This is a genomic window from Xanthomonas sp. NCPPB 2933 (assembly GCF_056725225.1).
Window position 1 is genome coordinate 5,261,461 of record NZ_CM161518.1, and the last position, 23,540, is coordinate 5,285,000.

At 64.0% G+C, this 23,540-nt stretch carries 15 protein-coding genes, 2 rRNA genes and 1 other RNA gene (1 of these 18 running past the window's edge); 8 read left to right on the top strand and 10 right to left on the bottom strand.

Annotated elements, in window-relative coordinates; all coding sequences use genetic code 11:
• Positions 1-328 precede the first annotated feature (328 nt).
• The 4 genes from AC1PLU_RS22165 (at position 329) to AC1PLU_RS22180 (ending at position 9,651) form a co-directional block, all read left to right on the top strand.
• The gene (locus tag AC1PLU_RS22165; protein WP_115041004.1) at positions 329-1,381 is read left to right on the top strand and encodes a LacI family DNA-binding transcriptional regulator; all 1,053 of its coding nucleotides are present in this window, start codon (positions 329-331) and stop codon (positions 1,379-1,381) included.
• 133 nt (positions 1,382-1,514) lie between these two features.
• Positions 1,515-4,544: a TonB-dependent receptor gene (locus AC1PLU_RS22170; RefSeq protein WP_481107254.1), complete on the top strand. Its 3,030-nt coding sequence runs from the start codon at positions 1,515-1,517 to the stop codon at positions 4,542-4,544.
• Positions 4,545-4,867: 323 nt separating this feature from the next.
• The gene (locus AC1PLU_RS22175) at positions 4,868-7,900 is read left to right on the top strand and encodes a TonB-dependent receptor (RefSeq protein ID WP_481107255.1); all 3,033 of its coding nucleotides are present in this window, start codon (positions 4,868-4,870) and stop codon (positions 7,898-7,900) included.
• A 230-nt stretch (positions 7,901-8,130) separates the two neighbouring features.
• Complete coding sequence (locus AC1PLU_RS22180; RefSeq protein ID WP_481107256.1) at positions 8,131-9,651, top strand: tryptophan halogenase family protein; 1,521 nt, start codon at positions 8,131-8,133, stop codon at positions 9,649-9,651.
• Between the two features lie 240 nt (positions 9,652-9,891).
• Here AC1PLU_RS22180 and pyrF read toward each other — a convergent pair whose 3' ends face one another.
• Both pyrF and AC1PLU_RS22190 read right to left on the bottom strand, forming a co-directional pair.
• Positions 9,892-10,623, bottom strand: a complete 732-nt coding sequence (gene pyrF, locus AC1PLU_RS22185; RefSeq protein WP_481107257.1) for an orotidine-5'-phosphate decarboxylase — start codon at positions 10,621-10,623, stop codon at positions 9,892-9,894.
• The gene (locus AC1PLU_RS22190; RefSeq protein WP_481108572.1) at positions 10,620-11,585 is read right to left on the bottom strand and encodes a 5'-nucleotidase, lipoprotein e(P4) family; all 966 of its coding nucleotides are present in this window, start codon (positions 11,583-11,585) and stop codon (positions 10,620-10,622) included. The genes pyrF and AC1PLU_RS22190 overlap by 4 nt, the downstream gene beginning before the upstream one ends.
• A gap of 127 nt (positions 11,586-11,712) precedes the next feature.
• Here AC1PLU_RS22190 and AC1PLU_RS22195 point away from each other — a divergent pair, with 127 nt between their 5' ends.
• Positions 11,713-12,381 (top strand): YceH family protein, encoded by a 669-nt coding sequence (locus AC1PLU_RS22195; RefSeq protein ID WP_481107258.1) that lies wholly within the window; start codon positions 11,713-11,715, stop codon positions 12,379-12,381.
• 134 nt (positions 12,382-12,515) lie between these two features.
• On the opposite strand, the gene AC1PLU_RS22200 is transcribed toward AC1PLU_RS22195, so the two are convergent.
• Positions 12,516-13,550, bottom strand: a complete 1,035-nt coding sequence (locus tag AC1PLU_RS22200) for a DUF4272 domain-containing protein (protein ID WP_481107259.1) — start codon at positions 13,548-13,550, stop codon at positions 12,516-12,518.
• 77 nt (positions 13,551-13,627) lie between these two features.
• On the opposite strand from AC1PLU_RS22200, the gene AC1PLU_RS22205 reads away from it, so the two are divergent.
• A non-coding RNA gene (locus AC1PLU_RS22205) (sX9 sRNA) lies at positions 13,628-13,703 on the top strand.
• Positions 13,704-13,746: 43 nt separating this feature from the next.
• Here AC1PLU_RS22205 and AC1PLU_RS22210 read toward each other — a convergent pair.
• Positions 13,747-14,295, bottom strand: a complete 549-nt coding sequence (locus AC1PLU_RS22210) for a GNAT family N-acetyltransferase (RefSeq protein WP_481107260.1) — start codon at positions 14,293-14,295, stop codon at positions 13,747-13,749.
• A gap of 62 nt (positions 14,296-14,357) precedes the next feature.
• Entirely contained in the window at positions 14,358-16,334 is a 1,977-nt protein-coding gene (locus AC1PLU_RS22215) for a UvrD-helicase domain-containing protein (RefSeq protein ID WP_115041012.1), read from the bottom strand.
• A gap of 114 nt (positions 16,335-16,448) precedes the next feature.
• Here AC1PLU_RS22215 and AC1PLU_RS22220 point away from each other — a divergent pair, with 114 nt between their 5' ends.
• Positions 16,449-17,084: a thymidine kinase gene (locus AC1PLU_RS22220; RefSeq protein WP_006452668.1), complete on the top strand. Its 636-nt coding sequence runs from the start codon at positions 16,449-16,451 to the stop codon at positions 17,082-17,084.
• A gap of 463 nt (positions 17,085-17,547) precedes the next feature.
• Entirely contained in the window at positions 17,548-18,792 is a 1,245-nt protein-coding gene (locus AC1PLU_RS22225; protein WP_115041013.1) for a GAF domain-containing protein, read from the top strand.
• Between the two features lie 156 nt (positions 18,793-18,948).
• Here the strand turns inward: AC1PLU_RS22225 and AC1PLU_RS22230 are convergent, their stop codons facing one another.
• From AC1PLU_RS22230 to AC1PLU_RS22250, 5 genes are all read right to left on the bottom strand, one after another.
• Positions 18,949-20,550 (bottom strand): OpgD/OpgG family glucan biosynthesis protein, encoded by a 1,602-nt coding sequence (locus AC1PLU_RS22230; protein WP_154844992.1) that lies wholly within the window; start codon positions 20,548-20,550, stop codon positions 18,949-18,951.
• Positions 20,551-20,617: 67 nt separating this feature from the next.
• Positions 20,618-21,721 (bottom strand): DUF4380 domain-containing protein, encoded by a 1,104-nt coding sequence (locus AC1PLU_RS22235; RefSeq protein WP_481107261.1) that lies wholly within the window; start codon positions 21,719-21,721, stop codon positions 20,618-20,620.
• 188 nt (positions 21,722-21,909) lie between these two features.
• Positions 21,910-22,725: a bifunctional DNA-formamidopyrimidine glycosylase/DNA-(apurinic or apyrimidinic site) lyase gene (mutM, locus tag AC1PLU_RS22240; RefSeq protein WP_043889566.1), complete on the bottom strand. Its 816-nt coding sequence runs from the start codon at positions 22,723-22,725 to the stop codon at positions 21,910-21,912.
• Between the two features lie 301 nt (positions 22,726-23,026).
• Positions 23,027-23,141 (bottom strand): 5S ribosomal RNA (gene rrf, locus AC1PLU_RS22245).
• Positions 23,142-23,312: 171 nt separating this feature from the next.
• Positions 23,313-23,540, bottom strand: a 23S ribosomal RNA gene (locus AC1PLU_RS22250) (it continues 2,655 nt past the right edge of the window).

Below are 23,540 nucleotides of genomic sequence, written 5' to 3' on the forward strand. Positions count from 1 at the left end.
GGTACGGTGGGAAAACGTTAGATTTTCGTAGTTCCAGGCATGTTTGTCGTCCAGTGTCCGACATTGACCGCTGTTGTCTTCTCCGGACAAACTTGTCCAGGCATCTGCTCCGAGCCCTTGTGCCGCCTGCGTTTGCTGCAATGCTGCAGCGCATCATGTAAGCGCTTGCAGTTCCTGCTAGCGTGCGCGCCATCTCGTTCTGAGATCGCCATCGGTCGGGGCCGATGTCATCCATGTGCATGTGTGGCACGAATGTTCTGCGCCAGCGGACCATGCGCCCTGACCCGGCGCGCGGCGCCAGGCGCGTTGTTTTGGGGAGTGCGAGAGCATGAGTCGACCAAGGTCCGAAGGCGGTAGCGTCACCATCAAGGATGTCGCGCGCGAAGCGCAGGTGTCGGTGGCCACGGTCTCGCGCACCATGAACGGGCATCAGCACGTGGCCGAGTCGGTGCGTGAACGCGTGTTGCAGGTCGCCCGTGCGCTGCACTACATCCCGCATCACGCCGCGCGCAGCTTGAGCAGCCGTCGCACCCACACCATCGGCGTGGTGTTGCCGGACCTGCATGGCGAATTCTTTTCCGAATTGATCCGCGGCATCGACCAGGTCGCGCGCGAGCAGGGCTATCACCTGCTGGTGTCCAGCTCGCACGGCGACCCGCAGGCGCAGCGCAAGGCGCTGGAACGCCTGCCCGGGCGCGTGGACGGGGTGGTGGTGATGTCGCCCTCGCTGGGCGACTCCGGCGTGCACGAAGACGCGCTGCCCGGCGGCCTGCCGGCAGTGCTGCTCAACTGCGCCGGCACGGCCAGCCAGCGCCCGGTGCTCAACGTGGACAACTACGGCGGCGCGCGGTTGATGACACGGCATCTGCGCGACAGCGGCCATCGCCGCATCGCCTTCATCGCCGGGCCGGCCGACAACTTCGATGCGCATGAGCGTCTGCGCGGCTACCGCGACGAGCTGGCGCTGGATGCGCAGGCGCAGCCGTGGGTGCTGCCGGGCAACTTCGATGAAGAATCCGGCTACCGCGCCGGCCAGACGCTGGCGCAGGACACGCGCCCGGACGCGGTGTTCGCGGCCAACGACATGATGGCGCTGGGCTGCCTGTTCGCGCTCGGCCATGCTGGCTTGAAGGTGCCGCAGGACATCGCGCTGGCCGGCTTCGACGACGTGCCGATGGCGCGCTACGTGCTGCCGGCGCTGACCACCATGCGGGTGGATATCGCCGGGCTGGGGGCGCGTGCATTGCAACTGTTGCTGGGTCAGCAGCTGGTCGATGCACCTGCACCGCCCGCCGATGCCGCCCCGCCGGCGTTTTCCGAGATGGTTCCCGAATTGATCGTGCGCGCTTCCAGCGCGCCGCGTGCTGCGCCTCCTACCTGAGACGCGCCACCGCGCTTTGCTGAGCTTGTGTTGCTTGCAGTCCCACAGTTGTTGCCCGCTGTCCCGCTTTACGTAATACCGACGCGCCAGCCACTCCGCTGGTTCGCGCTTTACCCCTGGGAGGGGGAAAGTCATGAAGCATTACCGCACTGTCTCCACCCTGCCGGCGCGCAGCCTGTTGTGCTGCGCCTTGGCCGCCTCGTTGCTGGCCAGCACGCCAGCCATGGCCCAGTCCAGCAACGCGACGTTGCGCGGCCAGGTCGCCGCGGCACAGGCCGGCACCACCGTGACCGCGACCAATGTCGCCAACGGCGCCGTCCGACGCGTGCCCACCGGCGCCGACGGTAGCTACGCGCTGGTCGGCCTGCCTCCGGGCACCTACAAGGTGGACGCCGGCCCTGGCAGCGAGCAGACCGTGACCTTGTCGGTGGCCTCGTCGGTCACCTTGAACCTGGGCGGCGCGGCGGCAGCCGCACCTGCCGGCGATGCGACGACGCTGGACGCGGTGCAAGTCACCGCCACCACGCTGCAGGAGGTCAAGACCTCTGAAGTGGGCACCAACGTGTCGCTGAAGCAGATCAGCACCGTGCCGCAGCTGACGCGCAACTTCCTGGAGTTCGCCGACACCGTGCCGGGCATGCAGTTCGAGACCAACTCCAACGGCAACAGCCAGATCCGCGGCGGCGCGCAGGGCAGCTCGGCGGTGAACGTCTACATCGACGGCGTTGGCCAGAAGAGCTACCTGTTCGGCGGCGTGTCCGGCCAGGAGCAGAGCGCGGGCAACCCGTTCCCGCAGCTGGCCATCGGCGAGTACAAGGTCATCACCTCCAACTACAAGGCCGAGTTCGACCAGGTGGGTTCGGCGGCGATCGTTGCCTCGACCAAGTCAGGCGGCAATGAATTCCACGGCGAGATCTTCGGGCGCACCAGCAATACCGATTTCCGTGCGCGCCAGGCCGATGAGCGCGCCGGCGCACCCAATGCCGACGGCAACAAGCGCAAGACCCACCAGGACGAATACGGTTTTGCGCTGAGCGGGCCGATCGTGCAGGACAAGGCGCATTTCTTCTTCAGCTACGAAGGCAAGGGCTTCGAGGTCTCGGCCAACCCGGTGGCCGTGCCGGATCGTTTCAGCGCCTTCGCCGATGACCTGCCGGCCGGCGTGCAGAGCCGGCTCGGCTCGGTGACCCGTCCATTCAACGAAGACCTGTACTTCGGCAAGGTGGACTGGGACATCGGCGAGAACGATCGTTTGGAGCTCACCGGCAAGTACCGCGACGAAGAAAGCCGCGACAGCGTCGGCGACCAGACCACCGCGATCGCCTCCAAGATCAATCTCAATACCGAAAAACGCTTCGACCTGCGCTGGCAGCATTACGGCGAGCGCTACGTCAACGAAGCGCGCGTGTCCTATGAAGACGTGTTGTTCAATCCCACCGCCTACACCCTGGGCAGCCAGACCGTATACACGCGCGGCATCGCCGAAGACGACGTGCTGCTCAACGACGGCGCTACCAGCGGCCTGGCGATCCAGCGCAAGGGCCAGAAAGGTCCCAGCTTCCAGAACGACCTGACCTTCAACAACCTCGAATGGCACGGCAACCACGTCATCAAGATGGGCGTGAAGTACAAGGAAGTGGAGCTGACCCAGAGCGAAAACTCTGCGGCCAACCCGTCGTTCTATTACGCAGTGGGCGATGGCGTCGGCACTGCGGCCACGCCCTATCAGGTGCGCTTCAATCTGCCGTTCGCCGGTGCCGCGCCGTCGGTGACCACCACCAGCAAGCAGCTGGGCCTGTACATCCAGGACGATTGGGACGTCAACGACAAGCTGCAGTTGAACCTCGGCGTGCGCTGGGATGGCGAAAAGATTCCCTCGTACCTGGACAACGTGACCCCGCCGGAAGTGGTGGCGGCCTTGAACGGCCCCGGCACCGATCCGGCGGTGAGTGCCACCTACGCCGAGCAGCTCGCCAAGGGCGGGGTGAACATCAACGACTACATCAGCAACGGCCGCAATCGCAAACAGGACAACAACAACTTCGCACCGCGCCTGGGCTTTTCCTACGATTTCCGTGGCGACGAGTCGCTGGTGCTGTTCGGTGGTGCCGGCCGCAGCTACGACCGCAACCTGTTCGACGTGATGGGCCTGGAGCAGATCAAATCCGCGCTGGCGCAGTACACGATCCGCTTTGCCGAATCCACCGGTTGCACGCCTGCGCCCGGCACCTGCACCAACTTCAATCCGGCTTTCTTGAGCAACCCGGACAGCCTGGGCAACCTGGTCGATGCGCGCGTGCGCAACGGCGAGATCAATCTGCTCAACAACGATCTGAAAACGCCGTATGCGGACCAGTATTCGCTGGGCCTGCGTACCCAGCTGGGCGACTGGAACACCTCGGCGACGGTGTCGTATATCCACAGCAAGGACGGTTTCATCTTCACCCTGGGCAACCGCTATGCCAACGGCGATTTCTTCCAGAACGGCGGCCAGGCATTCGGACAGACGCCCAGGGGCTTCGGCAACCTGATCATCGGCAACAACGGCGTGGAGACCAAGACCGGCCAGCTGCTGCTGTCGGCGGACAAGGCCTATACGCAGGAAAGCGGCTGGGGCCTGACTGCGGCGTATACCTTCTCGCGTGCACGCGGCAATCGCGGTAACGACGATCGCTACGGCTTCGATGCGGCCACCATCGCCGACTACCCGTTCCTGGACCTCAACGCGGTGCCGCGCCACCGCCTGGTGCTCACCGGCATCTACGACCTGTTCTGGGGCATCAGCGGCTCGGCCAAGCTGACCCTGGCCACGGTGCCGCCGCGCAACGAGGCGATCTCCTACGACCAGTACGGTGGCCCGAATTCGGACAATATCCGCGTGGTCTCGGTGGATGCGCCCGGTGGCAAGTTCATCGCCGGCGGCGACATCTTCGGCACCCGCCAGCTGGATCTGTCGTTGTCCAAGGACATGCACATCACCGATGCGGTGACCGTGCAGGTGCGCGGCGATCTGATCAATGCGCTGAACTTCCGCAACTACGATCAGTACAGCATCGACTGGGGCAGTGCCGGCATTTACGACCCGCGCGTGAGCATCAACCAGTACGGCGCGATGTCCACTCCGCCCCGCACCTTGTTCATGAGCGCCCGCATCATCTGGTAACGGCTGGCTGGACGGCGCCCGGTGCCTCGGCGCCGGATGCCGTTGGTTGCCAAACCAGTCGTCGATCACTGCACGGCCCCATTGCACCGGGGAGGGGCCGCCTGCAGGTTTCATGCAGTTTGCTTATCGGCAGTGTGTCCACGCAGCGCAATGCTTGATGCGAGCGATGCTGCAGGCAACACGCTTCCTTCGCGATCGTTTTTTGTTGTGTTTGCAGTCTCTGCTGTCTGTTGCCGCTGTACCCGTTCCGTCCACACCAAGCACCAACCTGACGCGCCAGTCACTTCACTGGTTCGCGCTTTACCCCTGGGAGGGGGAAAGTCATGAAGAATCACCGCACCGTCTCCACCCTGCCCGCACGTAGCCTGTTGTGCTGCGCCCTGGCTGCCTCGTTGTTCGCCACCACCCCAGCCATGGCCCAGTCCAGCAACGCCACGTTGCGCGGCCAGGTCGCGTCCGCGCAAAGCGGCAGCGAGGTCGTCGTCACCAACCTCGCCACCGGCTCAGTGCGACGCGCACCGGTCAATGCGAACGGCAACTACACCATCGTCGGTTTGCAGCCGGGCACCTACAAGGTTGAATCCAACGGTGCCAGCCGCACGGTGACCCTGTCGGTGGCCTCCAGCGCCACCGTCGATCTCGGCACGGAGGCGGCGGCAGCGCCGGCCGGCGATGCGACCACGCTGGACACGGTGACGGTCAGCGCGCCGATGATTCGCGACGTGAAAACCTCCGAAGTGGGGAACACCGTGTCGCTGCGCCAGATCCAGCAGCTGCCGCAGGCCACGCGCAACTTCCTGGAATTTGCCGACACCGTGCCGGGCATGGTGTTCACCATCGACCAGGACGGCAACACCAAGTTGCGCGGCGGTGCGTCCAACGCCAGCTCCAGCAATCTGTACATCGATGGCGTGAGCCAGAAGAGCTACGTCTCCGGCGGCGGCATTGCCGGCCAGGACGAGACCCAGGGCAATCCGTTCCCGCAGTTGGCGATCGGCGAATACAAGGTCATTACCTCCAACTACAAGGCCGAGTACGGCCAGATCAGCGGCGCGGCCATCACTGCGGCAACCAAGTCCGGCACCAACGAGTTCCACGGCGAGGCGTTCTACCGCTTCACCAATCAGGACCTGCGTAAAGAACGCCCGGACGAAGGTGATGGCAAGGTCGATTCGCAGACCAAGGAATACGGGTTTGCGATCGGCGGACCGCTAATCCAGGACCGCATGCATTTCTTCTTCGCCTACGAAGGCAAGGACAACGTCGCACCCAAGAGCGTGCAGCCCAGTGCCGAAGCGACGCCCTTCATCGGGCTGCTGCCGTCGAACCTGCGCGATCAATACGGCGCGTCGAACATGCCGTTTAGCGAGGACCTGTACTTCGGCAAGATCGACTTCGAACCGACCGACAACGATCGTATCGAATTGGCCACGCAGTACCGCGACGAAACCCAGGTCAGCAACGTGGGCGGCCAGAACGCGCCCGACCGCGCCGTGGACAAGGTCAACAAGGACAAGCGCACCAGCCTGCGTTGGCAGCACAGTGCCGATGGCTGGTTCAACGAAGCCATCCTCACCACCGAGGATTCGCGCAATCTGCCGACGCCGCGCGGCGTGGGCAATGGTTCGATCTACACCTACATCGATCGCACCCAGGCCGACCCGCGCCAGTGGGTGTTTCTCAATACCGGCGCCGCCAGCGGCGAAGACTTCAAACTGCGCAGCCAGAAGGGCTGGTCGTTCCAGAACGACCTGACCTTCAATGCGCTGGAGTGGCACGGCGAGCACACCATCAAGACCGGCGTGACCTACCGCGACATCAAGCTGACCTCGCGCGAATCCAGCTCGCTCAATCCGCAATTCAGCTACGAAGTCGGCCAGAACGGCGTGGCGCCGGTGCCGTTCCAGGTGCGCTATATCCGTGCGTTCGACAATCCCGGCCAGCTGCCGGTGGTCGAATCGCCGTCCAAGCAGTACGGCATCTATCTGCAGGACGACTGGGCTGCCACCGACAAGCTGATGATCAACATCGGCGTGCGCTACGACTACGAAGACACCCCGGCCTACACCGACTTCGTGACCTCGCAGCCGTTCGTGGATGCGCTGTATTCCGACGATCCGGCCAACCCCGGTCAGCCGTGGGCCAACCGCCTGCTGCCAAGCGGCGTCAACGTGGCCGATTACATCAGCACCGGCAACAACCGCAAGAACTTCAAGGACGCCTGGGCGCCGCGTCTGGGTTTCTCGTACGACCTGTTCGGCGATGAGGCGGCGGTGATCCACGGCGGTGCCGGTCGTTCCTACGACCGCAATCTGTTCGAGCAGCTGGCGCTGGAATCGGTCAAGGCCGCGTTGTCACCGGTGGTGGTGTACTTCAGCGATGCCGCCAGCGGCCAGGGCTGCTTCCGCGACGACCGTGTCTGCGCCCCATGGAATCCGGCGTTTCTCAACGGTATCGATCAGCTCAATACGATCGATGGCACCAACGACAGCTCCGAGCTTTTCATGTTCAAGAACAAGCTCAAGACCCCGTACAGCGACCAGTACAGCATCGGCATCAGCAACCAGGTCGGCGACTGGCTGACCGATGTCACCTTCCAGCGCATTTTGTCTTACGACGGCCTGGTGATGAGCCTGGTCAACCGCTATCCGAACGGCGCGTATTTCGATGCCAACGGTGGCGTGCCGTGGGGCGAGCCGGTGCCTGGCTATCGCAATACGATCATCGGCGACAACGGTCTGGAGCAGCGCAGCAGCCAGGTCTTGCTGTCGGCCGAAAAGCCGTACACCAAGGAATCGGGTTGGGGCTTGAACCTGGCCTATACCCACACCAGCGCGCGCCAGAACCGCAACATCGACGAGCCGTTTGCGTTCGACAAGGCCACCATTCGCGACTACCCGTTCGTGAAGTCCGATGCGGCCTCTGCGCATCGCTTCGTGGCTTCCGGCTCGCTGGATGGTCCGTGGGGCGTCACCTTCGGCGCCAAGCTGGTGCTGGCCACGCCGGAGCCGATCAACACGATTGCCTGCTACGGCTTCACCGATCCCGATGGCGGCACCTGCCAGCAGGTCGGCGTCGTCCCGCCGGGCAACGGCAAGTTCCTGCTGGGCGGCAAGATCTGGGGTTATCGCACCGTCGATCTGCAGGCCACCAAGGACTTCACCGTGGCCGGCGACTTCAAGCTGACCGCTCGGGTAAACGTGCTCAACGCGTTCGACTTCAAGAACTTCACCCAGTACGAGTACAACAGCTTCGGCAGCAATGGGCGGCTTGACCCGGATATCACCGTCGTCAACAACGGCGAGATCAGCTACGTGCCACGCAGCGTGATCTTCGAGGTGGGCGCAAAGTTCTGATCCAACGTAACCTGCACGCGCATACGCTTGGATGCGCGTGATTCGAACGGGGCCGATTGGCCCCGTTCGCCTATCAGCATCTGGAGCGGCTGACAAAACGTAATGAGCAGTCGTCAGGTGGATGCGTCAACGCATGCAAATGGTGCTGCATGTCGCACCGGCTGCAACCGTCAGGCAGTGAGCGCAGACGTTTTGTCAGTGGCTTTATTTCTTTTGAGGACCGGACCTCCATGATCCCCGCTCCGCTTCGCAACATCGTCATCGTCGGCGGTGGCACCGCCGGCTGGATGGCGGCCGCCGCCTTCGCGCGCGTGCTTGGCCCCGGCTTCAACGTGCAGCTGATCGAATCCGAACAGCTCGGCACCGTCGGTGTCGGCGAGGCCACCGTGCCGCACATCAAAGCCTTCAACAATCTGCTCGGCATCGACGAAGCCGAGTTCGTGCGCCAGACCCAGGGCAGCTTCAAGCTCGGCATCGAGTTCGTCGACTGGCAGCGCCCCGGCACCTCGTACATCCACGGCTTCGGCACCCAAATCGGGCATCCGCTCGGGCTGCTGCCGTTCCATCAGTACTGGATCAAGCAACACCTGCGCGGCAAGGCGCAGCCACTGGGTGCGTACACGCTCAATACCGTGGCCGCCGTGCGCGGCAAGTTCATGACCTCGGCCGGCGATGTGCCAGCCAATTCGCCGCTGGCCAACATCGCCTACGCGTACCACTTCGATGCCTCGCACTACGCGCGCTTTTTGCGCAGTTATTCGGAACAGCGCGGCGTCACGCGTATCGAAGGCCTGGTCGAACAGGTTCAACTGCACCCGGACACCGGCCACGTGCAATCGCTGCAGCTGGCCTCCGGACAAGTAGTCAGCGGCGACTTGTTCATCGACTGCTCCGGCTTCCGTGGGCTGTTGATCGAAGAAGCGCTGCACACCGGCTATCACGACTTCACCCACTGGCTACCCTGCGACCGCGCCCTGGCGGTGCCAAGCGAAAACGTCGGCCCGCCCACGCCGTACACGCGCTCCACCGCGCGCGCGGCCGGCTGGCAATGGCGCATTCCGCTGCAGCACCGCACCGGCAACGGCTATGTGTATTCCAGCGTGCACATCAGCGACGACGAAGCCGCCGCCACGCTGCTCGCCAACCTAGATGGCAAGCCGCTGGCCGACCCACGCCCGCTGCGCTTCACCACCGGGCGGCGCAAGCAGTTCTGGAACCGCAATGTGGTGGCGCTGGGCCTGGCGAGCGGCTTTCTGGAGCCACTGGAATCGACCAGCATCCATCTGATCCAGGCCGGCATTTCCAGGCTGCTGGAGTTGTTTCCGCGCGAAGGCATCAGCCCGGTGCTGGTGCAGCGCTATAATGACCGGCTGGCGTTCGAGTTCGACCGCATCTGCGATTTCCTGGTGCTGCATTACCACGCCACCGAACGCGACGACAGCGCATTCTGGCGCCACTGCCGCACCATGCCGATCACCCCGGAACTGCAATTCACCCTGGACCTGTTCCGCGACAGCGGGCGCTTCTACCGCAATGCCGAGGAAATGTTCGCCGAGATCAGCTGGGTGCAGGTGATGGTGGGCCAGGGCGTGCTGCCGCAGGGCTACCACCCGCTGGTGGATCAGGTGCCCGACCATGACGCCGAACGCTTCCTGGCCAGCATCGCGCAAACCATCGGCCATTGCGTTGACGTCATGCCGACCCACCAGCAGTTCATCGATCGCTACTGCAAGGCGGCGGCGCCGCGTTGAGCGATGGCTCGACGCCGCAGTCTCCGCGCTCGCCAATTTGCAGGCAAAAAAAAGGATCGGGCACATGGCCCGATCCCTTCGAAAACCGGGACAAGCCCGGTGGACAATGAGTGGCACAGCTTCCGACTGACATCGGACGAGGGCATCGTACGCAGCCCTTAACGTTAAAGCAACACTTTAATTCTACCGAATTAACTTATTGATTTTATTAGCCAGCGGATGCCATCAAGCGCCTCCCCACTACGCCTGGCGCTGCCCCAATGCCGTACGAATCTCGGCCTGGATCGCATTCGCCGCCGCCGCCGGATCGGCAGCCAGGCGAATCGGGCGGCCGACCACGATGGCATCGGCGCCGTCGTTGAACGCCTGCGCCACGCCCACGGTGCGCTGCTGGTCGTCGCCGACCGGGCCGCCGGGGCGGATACCGGGGCAGACGATCGAAAAGGCCGGGCCGGTGGCGCGGCGGATCGGGCCGGCTTCCTGGCCGGAGGCGATCACGCCGTCGATGCCGGCGGCCTGGGCGGCCAGCGCGCGCTCCACCACCACCTCCACCGGTTCGCGGTCGATGCCCATCGCGGCCAGGTCCGGCCGGCCCATCGAGGTCAGCACGGTCACCGCCAATAGGCGCATGTCGCCGTGGTTGGCCTCGGCGGCGGCCTGCAGCATGCCGGCGTGCCAGCCGTGCACGGTGCAATAGCTCACCGGCCACTGCGCCAAGCGGCGGATGGTGCCGGCCACGGTGGCGGGGATGTCGAAGAATTTCAGGTCGACGAACACGCGTTTTTCGCGCTTAGCCAGGGCATCGAGCACGTGGAAGTACTCGCCGGAGGCCAGCAGCTCCATGCCGATCTTGTAGAAAGACACCGACTCGCCGAGGCGGTCGACCCAGGCGATCGCCTCGTCATGGCTGGGCACATCCAGCGCGAAGATCAGCCGCTCGTGTGCGGCCAGCGGCAACGGTGCGCGGCTCATCGGGCCACCTCCAGCGCGGCGCGCTTGGCGTCGTGGCGCTGCTGCCAGGGCTGGCTGAAGTCGTTGTTGAACTGCGCCGGCTCCCAGCCGCCGTAGCTGGGGTTGGGCAGCATCCACCAGCGCTCGCCGAACCAGTCGTGATATTGCTGCAGCAACGCGCCACGCGCCTGGCTGGTGTTGGCGGTGACTTGCACAAAGTCGCCCAGCTGGTCGCCGAACTGCATCAGCACGCGGTACTTTTGCCCGGCCAGCTGGCGGCGGCAGTTTTTCTCGCTGCCGTTCTGCTCGCAGCCCTGGACCACCGTGCCCAGGCCCAGAAACACGCTGTCATCGGCCACCGGCAGCCCGACGCTGCGCAGGTTGGCCAGCGTGGCGTCCTTGAGGTGCACGGCGCGGTTGGAGATATAGATCAGGGTGATGCCGCGGGCGTTGGCGGCCTTGGCGAAATCCACCACGCCCGGGATCGCGGTGGCCTTCTTCTCGGCCACCCACTGGTCCCAACTCAGCTCGTCGTATTCCTTGCCGTCGCGCAGCAGGCGCGCCTGGTAGGGCGAGTTGTCCAGCACCGTCTCGTCCACATCAAGCACCACCGCCGGCTTCAGGCCGGTGGCGGCATTGCCGCGCTCTTCGGGCACCAGCGCGTCCCAGTTGGGCTGCTTGAGCGCGGCGTCCAGCTTGTCGGCGGCGGCGCGGTAGGTCTGCTCGGCCACGGCGCGGTACTCCTCCGAACGCTGCATCCACAGCACTGCGTTGAGGTTGTCGTCGCCGGCCGGTGCGGTGGGGGCTGCGGGCTGCGTGGCGGTCTTGGTGGCAGCGGCGCTGGCGGCCGCATTGGCGGACACGGCGGCACCCTGCGCACGCTGGGCCAGCTCCTTGTCGCTGGGCTTGCAGGCGCTCAAGGCCAGCACGGTGCAGGCGAGCAGGGACAACGGTGCGTAAAACGAGGGGCGCATGGCATCCACCAGAACAGGAGCGGCAATGAAGTCGGCGATTTTAGCGGGTTCGTGTGCCGACGCTTCCATCGCACTGCTGGCAGCGCCCGCGAGCAGGATCGGTATGCTTGCGGGCTGATCGCCCCCGGAGTCACCCATGACAGACGCACCTACCCCGCCCGTCCTCGATACCGCCCAGGCCCGCGTGCTCGGCTGCCTGATCGAAAAAGAGGCGACCACGCCGGATGCGTATCCGCTCACGGTCAACGCCGCGCAGGTGGCCGCCAACCAGAAGACCGCGCGCGAGCCGGTGCTGAATCTGCAGACCGGCGTGGTGCATCACGCCTTGCGCCAGTTGGAAACGCTGGGCCTGGTACGCCAGCAGTTTTCCTCGCGCGCCGAGCGCTACGAACACCGGCTGGGCAGCGTGCTGGATCTGACCCGGCAACAAGTGGCCGTGATCGGCCTGCTGCTGTTGCGCGGCCCGCAGACGCTGGGCGAGTTGTATGCACGCAGCGAGCGGCTGGTGCGTTTCAACGATGCCGACGACGTGCGCCACCATCTGGACCGGTTGATCCAGCGCAACCTGGCCGTGCAACTGCCGCGTGCCAGTGGCCAGCGCGAGGAGCGCTATGCGCATCTGCTCAGTGGCGAGCTGGATGTGGAAGCACTGCAGGCTACGGCCGCGCGTGCCGCACCGAGTTCGCGCAGCAGCGCCGACAACAGCGAGCTGGAAGCGCGCGTGCACAGCCTGGAAGCCACCGTCGCCGAACTGCAGGATGCGCTGGCTGCGGTGCAGGCACGCCTGGAGGCGGCTGGCGCCTGAGGGCGCTGTTCTGCTGTCGGAGATGTCCACTTCACTTCGCCGCCCATCATCGGATCGCAACCCGCCCACCGACCGGCCAGGCCGACAGACGACATCCTTGCCGAATGGTGATGGCGCACGTTGCGGCCACCCGCTTAGGTCGGCGTATCCACCTCGTCCCAGTCGGCGTCTTCGAAGTGCAGCAACCAGTTGAGGGTGTAATGACGCTCGTAGACCACGCCGGGCACGATGCCGGCCGGTGGCGGTTGCTGGGTCTGGCCGGCCTGGCGCACCGCCCAGTGCAGGCGCAAGTGCCGGTCCAGCGCATCCAGCAGTTCGGGCACCGGCCGTAGCGTCAGCGACGGCCGCGTCGCTGCTTCGGCATGCTCCAGCGCGCGCTGGGCAGCCAAGGGCACATCGCACAGGTCGGTTGGCTCCGGCAGCGCGTCGGCCAGCCCCAGGGCCCACTGCAGCACGGCCAGGCTCTCGTAGCGCCAGCCGAAGTTGGCGAGCTGCTGCGGCTCCGGCGCGCTTTGGGAAAAGAAGGTACGTTCCTGCGGCGACAGCGCGGCCGCCAGGCCCGGCAGACGGGTTTCAACTTCGTCCAACGATAGTGGTGCATCGCCAGAGGCCAGCATCTCCGCACGCAAGGCCACCGCAAACAACGCCAGCATGCGCTGCGTCACCGCTGCGGCATCGCGCACCCGCGCTTCGGCCTCGCCGGGCACCGGCGGCAAGCTAGGCGGCACGCGGATGCCTTGCGCGGTCAGCCGGGCCAGTTGCTGCGCACGCCGCTCCAACGCATCCGGCGGATACGGCACCTGCGCCTCATCGTCGATCGCCGGCTCGCCCTGGCTAATCAGCACCCGCCCGTGCGGGTCGCGCACGCTGCCGTCGGCCAGAAAACACACCGCGTTGGCCTGCTCGGCCCACTGCGCCAGCGCACCGAACGCCGCATCGTCGACCTCGAAGGTGAAGTGCTGACGCACCCGCTGCACATGCCGCATCAGGTGATAGCGAGCCTGGGTCATCTGGCCGTCGCCGGCCTGATTCACATAGCCGACAAAGCCATGCAGATGCGTCGCCAGTTCCGGATCGGCGTGGTCGCGGTGCTGCACGGCGGTGCGCGGCAGAAAATCCGGCCACACGGGGTCGCGCAGGGTGGAATAGGCGTTGACCAGCAATGGCATGCGGGTGTCCTTGTTGGGGTGACGAACAAAACTACCGCGCTCACCATCAGGCAGGTGTCATCGGTGTTCGGTCCCTTATGTACCCCTCGTACATTGCGGTTGCTCCGCGCTGTCCGCGCCGAGCTGACGAACACTCGCCAGGTTTTGTTAGCCACTTTTGGCCGTGCGATAAGCCGGCAGGGTGCCGGAGGCACGCTCAGCTGTCCATGCCGGAGGGCGCAAGATCGATCGTGTAATACAGCACCGGATCGGCCTCCTGGCTCAACACCCGCAGGCCGTGCCGCTGCAATCCGAGGTTTTCCAGCGCGCGGATCGAATCGGCATTGTCCGGCGACACGATCGCGCATAACTGCGGCAACGCCAGCACATCGCGTGCATAGTCCAGCACCGCGCGCCCGGCCTCGGTCACATAGCCCTTGCCGCGATGCGCGGGCAGCAGCGCAAAGCCGATGTGCGGCACCGGCAAGGTATCGCGGCATAGCAGACCCAAGGTGCCTGCAAACGCGCCCTCGCGCGTCTCCACCGCCCAGTGCGCGAAGCCGTGTGTCTCCTGATGCGCTTGCGCCCACTCACGCAGATGATCGCGCGCCTGCTCGCGCGTGCGCACGCCGCGATCGTTGATGCCGGCGATAAAACCGGGGTCGTTGACCAATACCAATATCGCATCGGCATCGCGCTCGGGATCGAGCGTGCGCAGGCGCAAACGAGCGGTTTCGATCACAACGGTCACGGCGCACTCCGGCATCGGGAAAAACCAGACTGCCGTGCAGGCCTGTCGCTGGCAAGCCTGCGCATGCGCAACAACCGCTAGTCGAACAACGCCTGGATCGCCGCCAGGCCCGCGCTGGCGCGCTCTTTCTTGCGCTCGGCATCGGCCACCGGGTCGGCGCCGTCGCGCTGCAGTTCTTCGGCCGGAATCTCGTCGAAGAACCGGCTCGGCTTGAGCCGCACATGCTCGCCGAACTTGCGCGTCAATTTGCTGTGGCTCATCCACAGCTGCTCCTTGGCGCGGGTGATGCCCACGTACAGCAGACGACGCTCTTCCTGCAGATTGCCTTCTTCCAGGCTCACTTCGTGCGGCAGCACGCCGTCTTCGCAGCCGACGATGAAGACATAGCGAAATTCCAGGCCCTTGGACGCATGCATGGTCATCATGCGCACCTGGTTGCCGCCATCGTCCTTGTCGTTGCGCGACAACAACGCCAGCTGCGCGGCCAGATCGCTGGCGCTTGCGCCACGCGGGCCGCCTTCAAACCACTCGGCCAGTTCGTCCAGATTGCGCTTGCGGCGCTGAAAGCCGGTTTCGTCCTTGGACTGGTTGCGCAGGTCGTTGAGCAGGCCGGATTTTTCGGCCAAGGTGCGCACCAATTCGCCGGCCGGCAGCGTGGCCGAATGCTCGCGCATATCGCGCAGGATGTCGGTAAATGCGCTTAGGCCGTTGGCCGCACGCGGTGGCAAGTGCTGCAGCGCGCCCATCGACTCGGCCGCGCGCGACATCGGCACCGACTTGGCACTGGCCAGCTCGGCCAATCGCGCCAGCGAGGTCGCACCGACTTCGCGCTTGGGCGACTGCACCGCGCGCAAGAACGCCGCGTCGTCTTCGGGGTTGACGATCAGCCGTAACCACGACAACACGTCCTTGACCTCCTGCCGCTCCAAAAACGCGGTGCCACCGGTGAGGTGATACGGCACGCGCAGAAGCTGCAATGCTTTTTCCAGCGGCCGCGACTGGAAGTTGCCACGGAACAGGATGCAGAAATCACTCCACGGCACCTGCTTGGCGGTGCCCAGAAACGAGATCTCGGCGGCGACTTTTTCGGCCTCGTGCTCGCTGTCGCGGCATTCCCACACGCGGATGCGCTCGCCGTCGGCCTGGTCGCTCCACAGCGTTTTCAAGTGCTCGTGCGGGTTGTGTGCGATCAAGGCATTGGCCGCGCGCAGCACGCGGTTGGAGCAGCGGTAGTTCTGTTCCAGCTTGATGATTTCCAGGGCCGGATAATCGCGCCCCATCTGCTGCAGGTTTTCCGGGTTGGCGCCGCGCCAGGCGTAGATGCTCTGGTCGTCGTCGCCCACGCAGGTGAAGTTGCCGCGCGGGCCGGCCAGCATCTTCAGCAGCCGGTACTGCGCATCGTTGGTGTCCTGGCACTCGTCCACCAGCAGGTAGCCGATGCGTTCGCGCCAGCCCATCACGATCTCTTCGTTGCCCTCCAGAATCTGCACCGGCAGGCGGATCAGATCGTCGAAGTCCACCGCGTTGAAGGTGGTCAGCCGCGCCTGGTAGCGCTCGTACAGGCTGGCCGCTTCCTTTTCGCGGTTGCTGCGCGCCGCGGCCATCGCCTGCTCGGGCGACATGCCGGCGTTCTTGGCCCGCGAGATCAGATTCTTGGCGTCCTCGATCGCATCGGGCTTGGCGCCATGCATCAGGTCCTTGATCTGGGCTGCGGCATCGTCGGAATCGAAGATCGAGAAGCCGCGCTTCAAACCGGCAGCGGCGTGCTCGATCTGCAGGAACTTCAGCCCCAGCGCGTGGAAGGTGCAGATGGTCAGCCCCTCAGCGCCGTCGCCACGGATGCGCTTGGCCACACGCTCGCGCATTTCCTTGGCGGATTTGTTGGTGAAGGTGATCGCGGCGATGCGCTTGGCCGGATAGCGGCCAATGGCGATCAGATGCGCGATCTTTTCCACGATCACGCGCGTCTTGCCGCTGCCGGCACCGGCCAGCACCAACAAGGGACCTTCGCAGTGCAGCACTGCGGCGCTTTGCGGGGGATTGAGACCGTGCATAGAGGCTTCCAACAGAGCGGGCCATTGTACCGGCGCCGCGTCCGGCGAGCCGGCGGTGCCGGTTCATGCTGCCCAGCCATTACCGCATGCCGCGCGGCCCGGTAAAATCCACCAATGGCCAAGCTCTATTTCTACTATTCGGCAATGAATGCCGGCAAGACCACCACCTTGCTGCAGTCCGCGCACAACTACCGCGAACGCGGCATGCGCACGTTGATCCTCACGCCCAAGCTCGATCACCGGGCCGGCAGCGGCGTGGTGGCCTCGCGGATCGGCCTGCGCGCGGACGGGCGCACCTTCGATCGCGATACCGAGTTGCAGCAGCTCATCGAGCGCGATATCCAGGCCGAGGGTGCGCTGCATTGCGTGCTGGTCGACGAGGCGCAGTTTCTCAACCGCGCGCAGGTCTGGCAGTTGAGCGAGGTGGTCGACCGCCTGCGCGTGCCGGTGCTCTGTTACGGCCTGCGCACTGACTTCCGCGGCGAGCTGTTCGAGGGCAGCCAGTTCCTGCTGGCCTGGGCCGATGAGCTGGACGAGATCAAGACCATCTGCCACAGCGGCAGCAAGGCCACCATGACCGTGCGCGTGGACGCGCAAGGGCATGCGGTGCAGGACGGCCCGCAGGTGGAGATCGGCGGCAACGAGCGCTACGTATCGGTCAGCCGTGCCGAGTTCAAAAAGATCATGCGTGGCGAAGGCCGCATCGACCCGCTGCAGATTGCACTGCCGTTGCCGCCTGCGGGGGCGTAACGCCCCACCGCCTCATTCTGCCAGCGGCGCAGCGCGGTGCTGGAATGCCGCTCATACAGCGGGCGATGCCGATCCTCTGTGCGGGCTGTCATCGACAAATCGGCCGACGACGGCGGCATCGCTACACCGGAGCCATCGTCTACCGACTGACCATTAGCCAACGCGTCGATGGCAGCCTCCATGAGTGATGAGTCGGTGTCACCACGCCCCGATATTTCCCCGCTGTCAGCGGGCAGCGCGCAGTGATGACTCACTGAAGAATTCAGCCGAAATGCCGTTAATCATCTGGCTCGCTATGCGCTTGTGATGCGAGGCTAAACCCAGGCAGGCATTCAATCGCCGCTGTATATCTGCGCTCCATCAACCAGCGTATCGTTTGCTAAGCGTTGCAGCGATCTACATGCAACCAAGCTCAACCACAGTCCTGTAAGCTTGCGACCATCCATTTGTCGGGAGGCAATATATGGGTCCGCTTCCCTCCGAATTACGTGCAGATATCGCGCGTGTTGGCCGGCTATCGTCGGTCCCCGATGTGCTGACCATCCTGACTCGTCTGACCGGCATGGGGTTCGCCGCCGTCGCGCGCGTGACCGATACGCGCTGGGTAACCTGCCAGGTGCGCGACGACCTGTCCTTCGGTCTGCTGCCTGGCGACGAACTGCCGCTGGTCACCACTTTTTGCGACAGCGTGCGCATCCAGGGCAATGCGGTGTGGTTCGGCCATGCCTCGGAGCACCCGGTCTTCCGCGACCATCCTTCACCGCGGCTCTACGGCTTCGAAAGCTATGTCTCGGTGCCGATCAAGTTCGACGACGGCAGCGTGTTCGGCACCTTGTGCGCGCTGGACCCGTTGCCCCGGGTCATGGATGCGCCGTTGGTGGAAAAGGTCGAGCTGCTGGCGCAACTACTGGCCGCGCAGATCCAGGCCGAGCAGCGTGCCGAAGAGAGCGCACAGGAATCGCTGCGGGCACGCAGCGAACTGGGGCGCATCGGTGCCTCGGCGCGCCTGCGCGAAGAGTTCATCGGCATCCTTGGGCACGACCTGCGCAACCCGCTGCAATCGATGCACGCCGTGGTGGACGCGCTATTCATCGACCCGCTCAACCAGCGTCAGGGCGCCTCGCTACGCTCGATGCAGCGCAGCCTGCGGCGCATGGAAGAGCTGATCGACTTTGCCAGCGATTTCGCGCGTGGCATCGAACGCGACTGGCTGCAGCTGGACTACGGCAACGGCAGCGACCTGCTCGATGCGCTCTCGCAAGTGGTCGACGAAACACGCGCCGCGTACCCCAACCAGGTGCTGTCCACGCATGTGGCCATCGACGAACCGGTACATGGCGATGCCGTGCGCCTGGCGCAGATGTTCGGCAGCCTGATGATCAACGCGGTGGTGCAGGGTCAGCAGAGTTCGCTGATCAAGGCGGTTGCAGTGACCGAGAACGGCCGCCTGCGCATCGAAGTCTGCAATCTGGACGGCATCGATCCGCGCCGGCTCGATGTGCTGCAAGCCTCCACCCATGTACACACCCCCGGACGGGCATTGCCGGAAGTCGATCTGGGTCTGCATATGGCCGCCCAGATCGCCCAGGCCCATCAAGGCGAACTGCGCATCACCAGCGGCAAGGACGGCACCTGTTTCCGTGTAGAGCTGGCCTGCGTGCGCCCGCGTGCACGGATGCAATTAGTCAACAGCGCGACGTCGGCCTGAGCTGGGGCGCGTTGGCGGTGCATCAATAACTGCGCGGCTGTCACGCGGCCGCGGTCGATATTCCAAATCGGCGGTCTGGCATCACGCTGTTCGTAAGTCACTGACGATGGTGCCACTTATCGGTCGCGCAGCACGGCTGCGCGACGTGCCTGCGCCCTAGTAAATCTTGCGCTCGCTCGCCGGCGGCGGCGTCCATTGGTACAGCCAGGTTTCGGTCAGCGGCTTGCCGTTGGCGCGCAGGAACAGACGGATATCGATCTGCTGGGTGCTGTCATCTGGCGGCACCAGGTCGAACATCGCCCGATAGCCTTTGAGTTCATGCAGCGGACGCGCCGATACGATCTCGGTGGTTCCGCGCGACACCTGGATGATCGCCTCGACCTTGGTCTTGGAATCCTTGACCAATGCAGCCAGCTCGCCGCCCGCGAAATCCACCGCAAACCGCCAGGAAAAATGGCTGCGCTTCTGCCCAACGATGCCGCCCAGGCCGGTACGCGTCGCCACGCAATGCGCCAGCGGCGAGCTGGCCGGCGGGTGCGCGCCCCAATACAGGCGATACCCCATCAGCAGCTCCTGCCCCGGCTGCGGCTTGGCCTGCGGATTCCAGAACGCCACGATGTTGTCGAAGGTCTCGTCCACGGTCGGAATCTCGACCAGTTGCACCGAGCCCTTGCCCCAACCGCTCTTGGGTTCCACCCACAGGCACGGCCGCTTCTCATAGAACACGCCATCGTCCTGGTAATGGTCGAAATTGCGATCGCGCTGCAGCAGCCCGAAGCCGCGCGGGTTCTCGTCCACAAACATGTTGAAGCGCAGCTGCGGCGGGTTGCACAACGGTCGCCAGATCCATTCGCCGCCGCCGGTCCACATCGCCAACCCGTCGGTGTCGTGGATCTCCGGGCGCCAGTCCCAATCCATCCGGCTGTCGTTTTCACCCACCTGGTACATGCTGGTGCACGGGCCGATGCCGAGCCGCTCGATGGCCTTGCGCGGATACAGCGCGCTGTCGATGTCCATCACCAGCACCTCGCCATTGGTGATGGCAAAACGATACGCGCCGGCAACACTGGGCGAATCCAACAACCCGTACACCACCACAGTATCCGAATCGTCCGCAGGCTGCTCCAGGTAATAGGCGATGAAATCCGGAAACTCCTCCGGCCCGCCCGTTCCGGTATCGATCGCCAAGCCACGCGCCGACTGCCCGTACTGGCCTTCCTTGCCTACCGCACGGAAATAGCTCGCGCCCAGAAACGCCGAAAAATCGCGGTCGGTGTCCTTGCGCGTGTTCAGACGAAATCCTGCAAACCCCAGGTCTTTAGGTAACTGCTTGCCGCCCAGCCCGCTGCTGCCGTAATCGAACGCAGCCGGGTCATAGGCCAGCTGCTGCGCCTTGCCATCGACGATGTCGTAGATGTGCACCGGGGTATGGAAGTACAGCCCCAGGTGGAAGAACTTCGCCTGAAACTTGCCATTACCATCGGCCCACAACGCGTGGTCCTGCCGGTAGCGGATCGACTGGTACTGATCCCAGTTCAACGCCTCCAACGGTCCCGGCAACACCTGCTTGTGGCTCTTGTACGGCGCCTTGGCCAGCGCACGCGCCTGACCCTTCAGCCAGGCATAGTCGAACGGCTGCGGCTGCCCCAACCGACGCAGTCCTACCGCCTTGGCCGCCAACGCCCATTGCGGCAACGCCGGCAAACCGAGCGCGGCCAAAGCGGCAGCGGCATTTTTCAGGAAGTGGCGTCGTTGCATGCGCATCGATCTGATCAGGGAATGGCGACATCATAGCCACAGCCCGGCGTGCACGTGAATGCGACGCTCAGGGCGCCGCTGACGAAGACCCGCACGCATTTCTCAGCCCCAGCTCTTTCGCCTTGCTGCACAGGAACTGTCGCTGTGCCTGCTGTTCGTCAGGGCCGCTATAACGCAGCAAGGTCCACTGCTCCTGGGCCTGCATCTGAGCACCGGGTGCAAGCTGCCGATACGGCGCATGTACCTCCATTTCCAGCAGTCCTTGCTCGGGGTGCTGTGGTGGCGCATCCAGATACAACTCCACCTGCCCTTGTTCAGGGTGAATCGCCGCCAGTGGCTGATGCGTAAAGCGGATCACCAGCACCTGACCACCTGCAAAACCCGCCATCCAGCCAGCCGAAGGCTGCAGCAACAGCTTGCCGCGCTGGGTCAGCCCGTCCTGCCGTGTATCGGCACTCAGCACGAAAACGCCCTCGTGATGGCGATACGTCGGCGCAGTCGTGCCAGCCTCCGTCGGCGGTTGAACGCGGATATCAGCCCCGTTGGCCACCGGGACGAAGACACGCGTACTGGCTGCAACCCGCGTGTTGAACCACAGATCCCAAGCGATAAGCTGTTTGCGGATATTGCGTGCAGTGGCCTCCACCTCCACGGTATCGGCACGCGTGGATGAGAGCGCAACACGCTTGCGTAGTTGTACACCGGTGACCGGACTGGGTACGCCTTCCAGGATCAGTTGATCGCCACTGCGTGTAACCGTGCGTGTGGTTGCCAACGACAGATACGGATCCGGCGGCCACACTGCAGCTGCGGCTTTACGTGCGGGGTTGACCTGTTGATGCAGCCACCACTGACTCTGCGGCCCTACCCAGACATCGTGGCCGAGATATGGGATATCGCCTGCAGTGGCAGAGACCTCCGGCCCAGGTTGCTGGTCTACGGCGATGCCCGTCTTCAACACGTTGGGGTGTCCACGCAAATTGAAGGACAGTACTCGCCCACCGAGCGCAGGCGTGGCACTGAGCTCAATAACCTCGTTATGCAACTGGATGCGCTCGATTGCGGCCTTGGGGCTGGACGCAAGCTCCTCGGCACACACACTTGCTGCAGGCTGCAACGTAAATGCACCAACAGCAATGAGCGGCACGAAGCGACGCAATAAGGCAGGCATCTACAACTCCAATCGCAGGACGCAACGATTGTGGCGCGATGCAGAGCCACGCACCAGCGAGCCATCGATCGGTGACTGCGGTTCTGAGCGCGCCCTTTGCATTTACCTCGAGGCTGCTCGCCAGATGCCGTCGCTAATCCAGAACTGGATACTGTTGTTTCGATCAGCGCATGTGACCTAGCCCGCTGTCAACGTTGGCAACTCCCGCACCACACCGTCGCGCGTTGTCCGATAGTGGCGTGTTTCAACACACGTCCACATTGCTTGCAGGCCTCACCCTCACGCCCATACACCGTGAGTTCCTGCTCGAAGTAACCAGGCGCACCGTCCGGGCTAATGAAATCACGCAACGTCGTGCCTCCGCGCTGGATCGCATATCCCAGAATGTCTTTGACTGCTGTAGCCAAGCGCCGGTAGCGGTCCAACGATACTTTCCCAGCCTCCCGCAGGGGGCTGATGCCGGCGCGATGCAGGCTTTCGGCAGCGTAAATATTCCCCACGCCGACGACGACCGCTTGATCCATCAGAAAGGTTTTCACCGCGGCCCGACGTCCACGCGCCAGTGCATGCAGATAATCGCCAGTAAATGCATCCGATAATGGTTCGGGACCAAGTGCAGCAAGCAACTCGTGCACCTGCGTATCAGATTGCCACAGCAGGCAGCCGAATCGGCGCGGATCGTTGAAGCGCAGCACGCGTCCATTTTCCAAACTGATATCCACATGATCGTGCGCACGCGGCAATGTATCGCCAGGCAACACGCGCAGACTTCCGGACATTCCAAGATGCAGCAGCGCACTGCCGCCAGCATCGGTATCGATCAACAGATACTTGGCGCGACGTCGTACGTTGGTAATGGTGGCGCCAGGAAGCAGCTGCTCGATCTGCTCGGGAATGGGCCAGCGCAGATCCGGTCGCCGCAGGATGACACCATGAATCCGTTGGTCAACCAGATGCGGGGCCAGGCCGCGCAAGGTGGTTTCGACTTCGGGAAGCTCAGGCATGCAGATATCCAATAGGCGAGGCCGGCGATGTTGCCGATGTGACGGATATGGTGGCGGAGCTAGATAAACCCAAATCTCGTGTTAGCCAGATCCACGCTTGGACGTCAGTATGCTTGACGCGGTTTTCGTCCAGAACCGCTTCGCTGTGTTCAAACGCAGCTGGGATCAGAGCGACATTTGCAGATTTTCCCGGCGCCTTCTTGTCAATTTTCGGTTCCCGGCCTCTGCCTCGGACTATCGCGCCGAATTCCGCGCAAAAAGAAACCCCCAGTCCTGTTGGACTGAGGGTTTCGGGTAAAGCCCCTGGCGATGACCTACTCTCGCATGGCTTGAGCCACACTACCATCGGCGCAGCTGCGTTTCACTTCCGAGTTCGGGATGGGATCGGGTGGTTCCACAGCGCTAATTTCACCAGGGAGACGGTTGGAGCGTCGCCAGTCGGAGCTTCCTCAAACGTGTGCACAAGGATGTGCAAGCGTTTGCGTATGGAAGCACCTACGGCGCTCGTCTCGCATAGTTAACTTGTGACGTAGCTTGCGTTTGCGGATCTACCAACGTTCGTTGGGACCAAGGCAACTTGAGGTTATATGGTCAAGCCGCACGGATCATTAGTATCAGTTAGCTCAATACATTGCTGTACTTACACACCTGACCTATCAACCACATAGTCTATATGGTTCCTTTAGGGGGCTTGTGCCCCGGGAAGTCTCATCTTGAGGCGCGCTTCCCGCTTAGATGCTTTCAGCGGTTATCGCTTCCGAACATAGCTACCCGGCAATGCCACTGGCGTGACAACCGGAACACCAGAGGTTCGT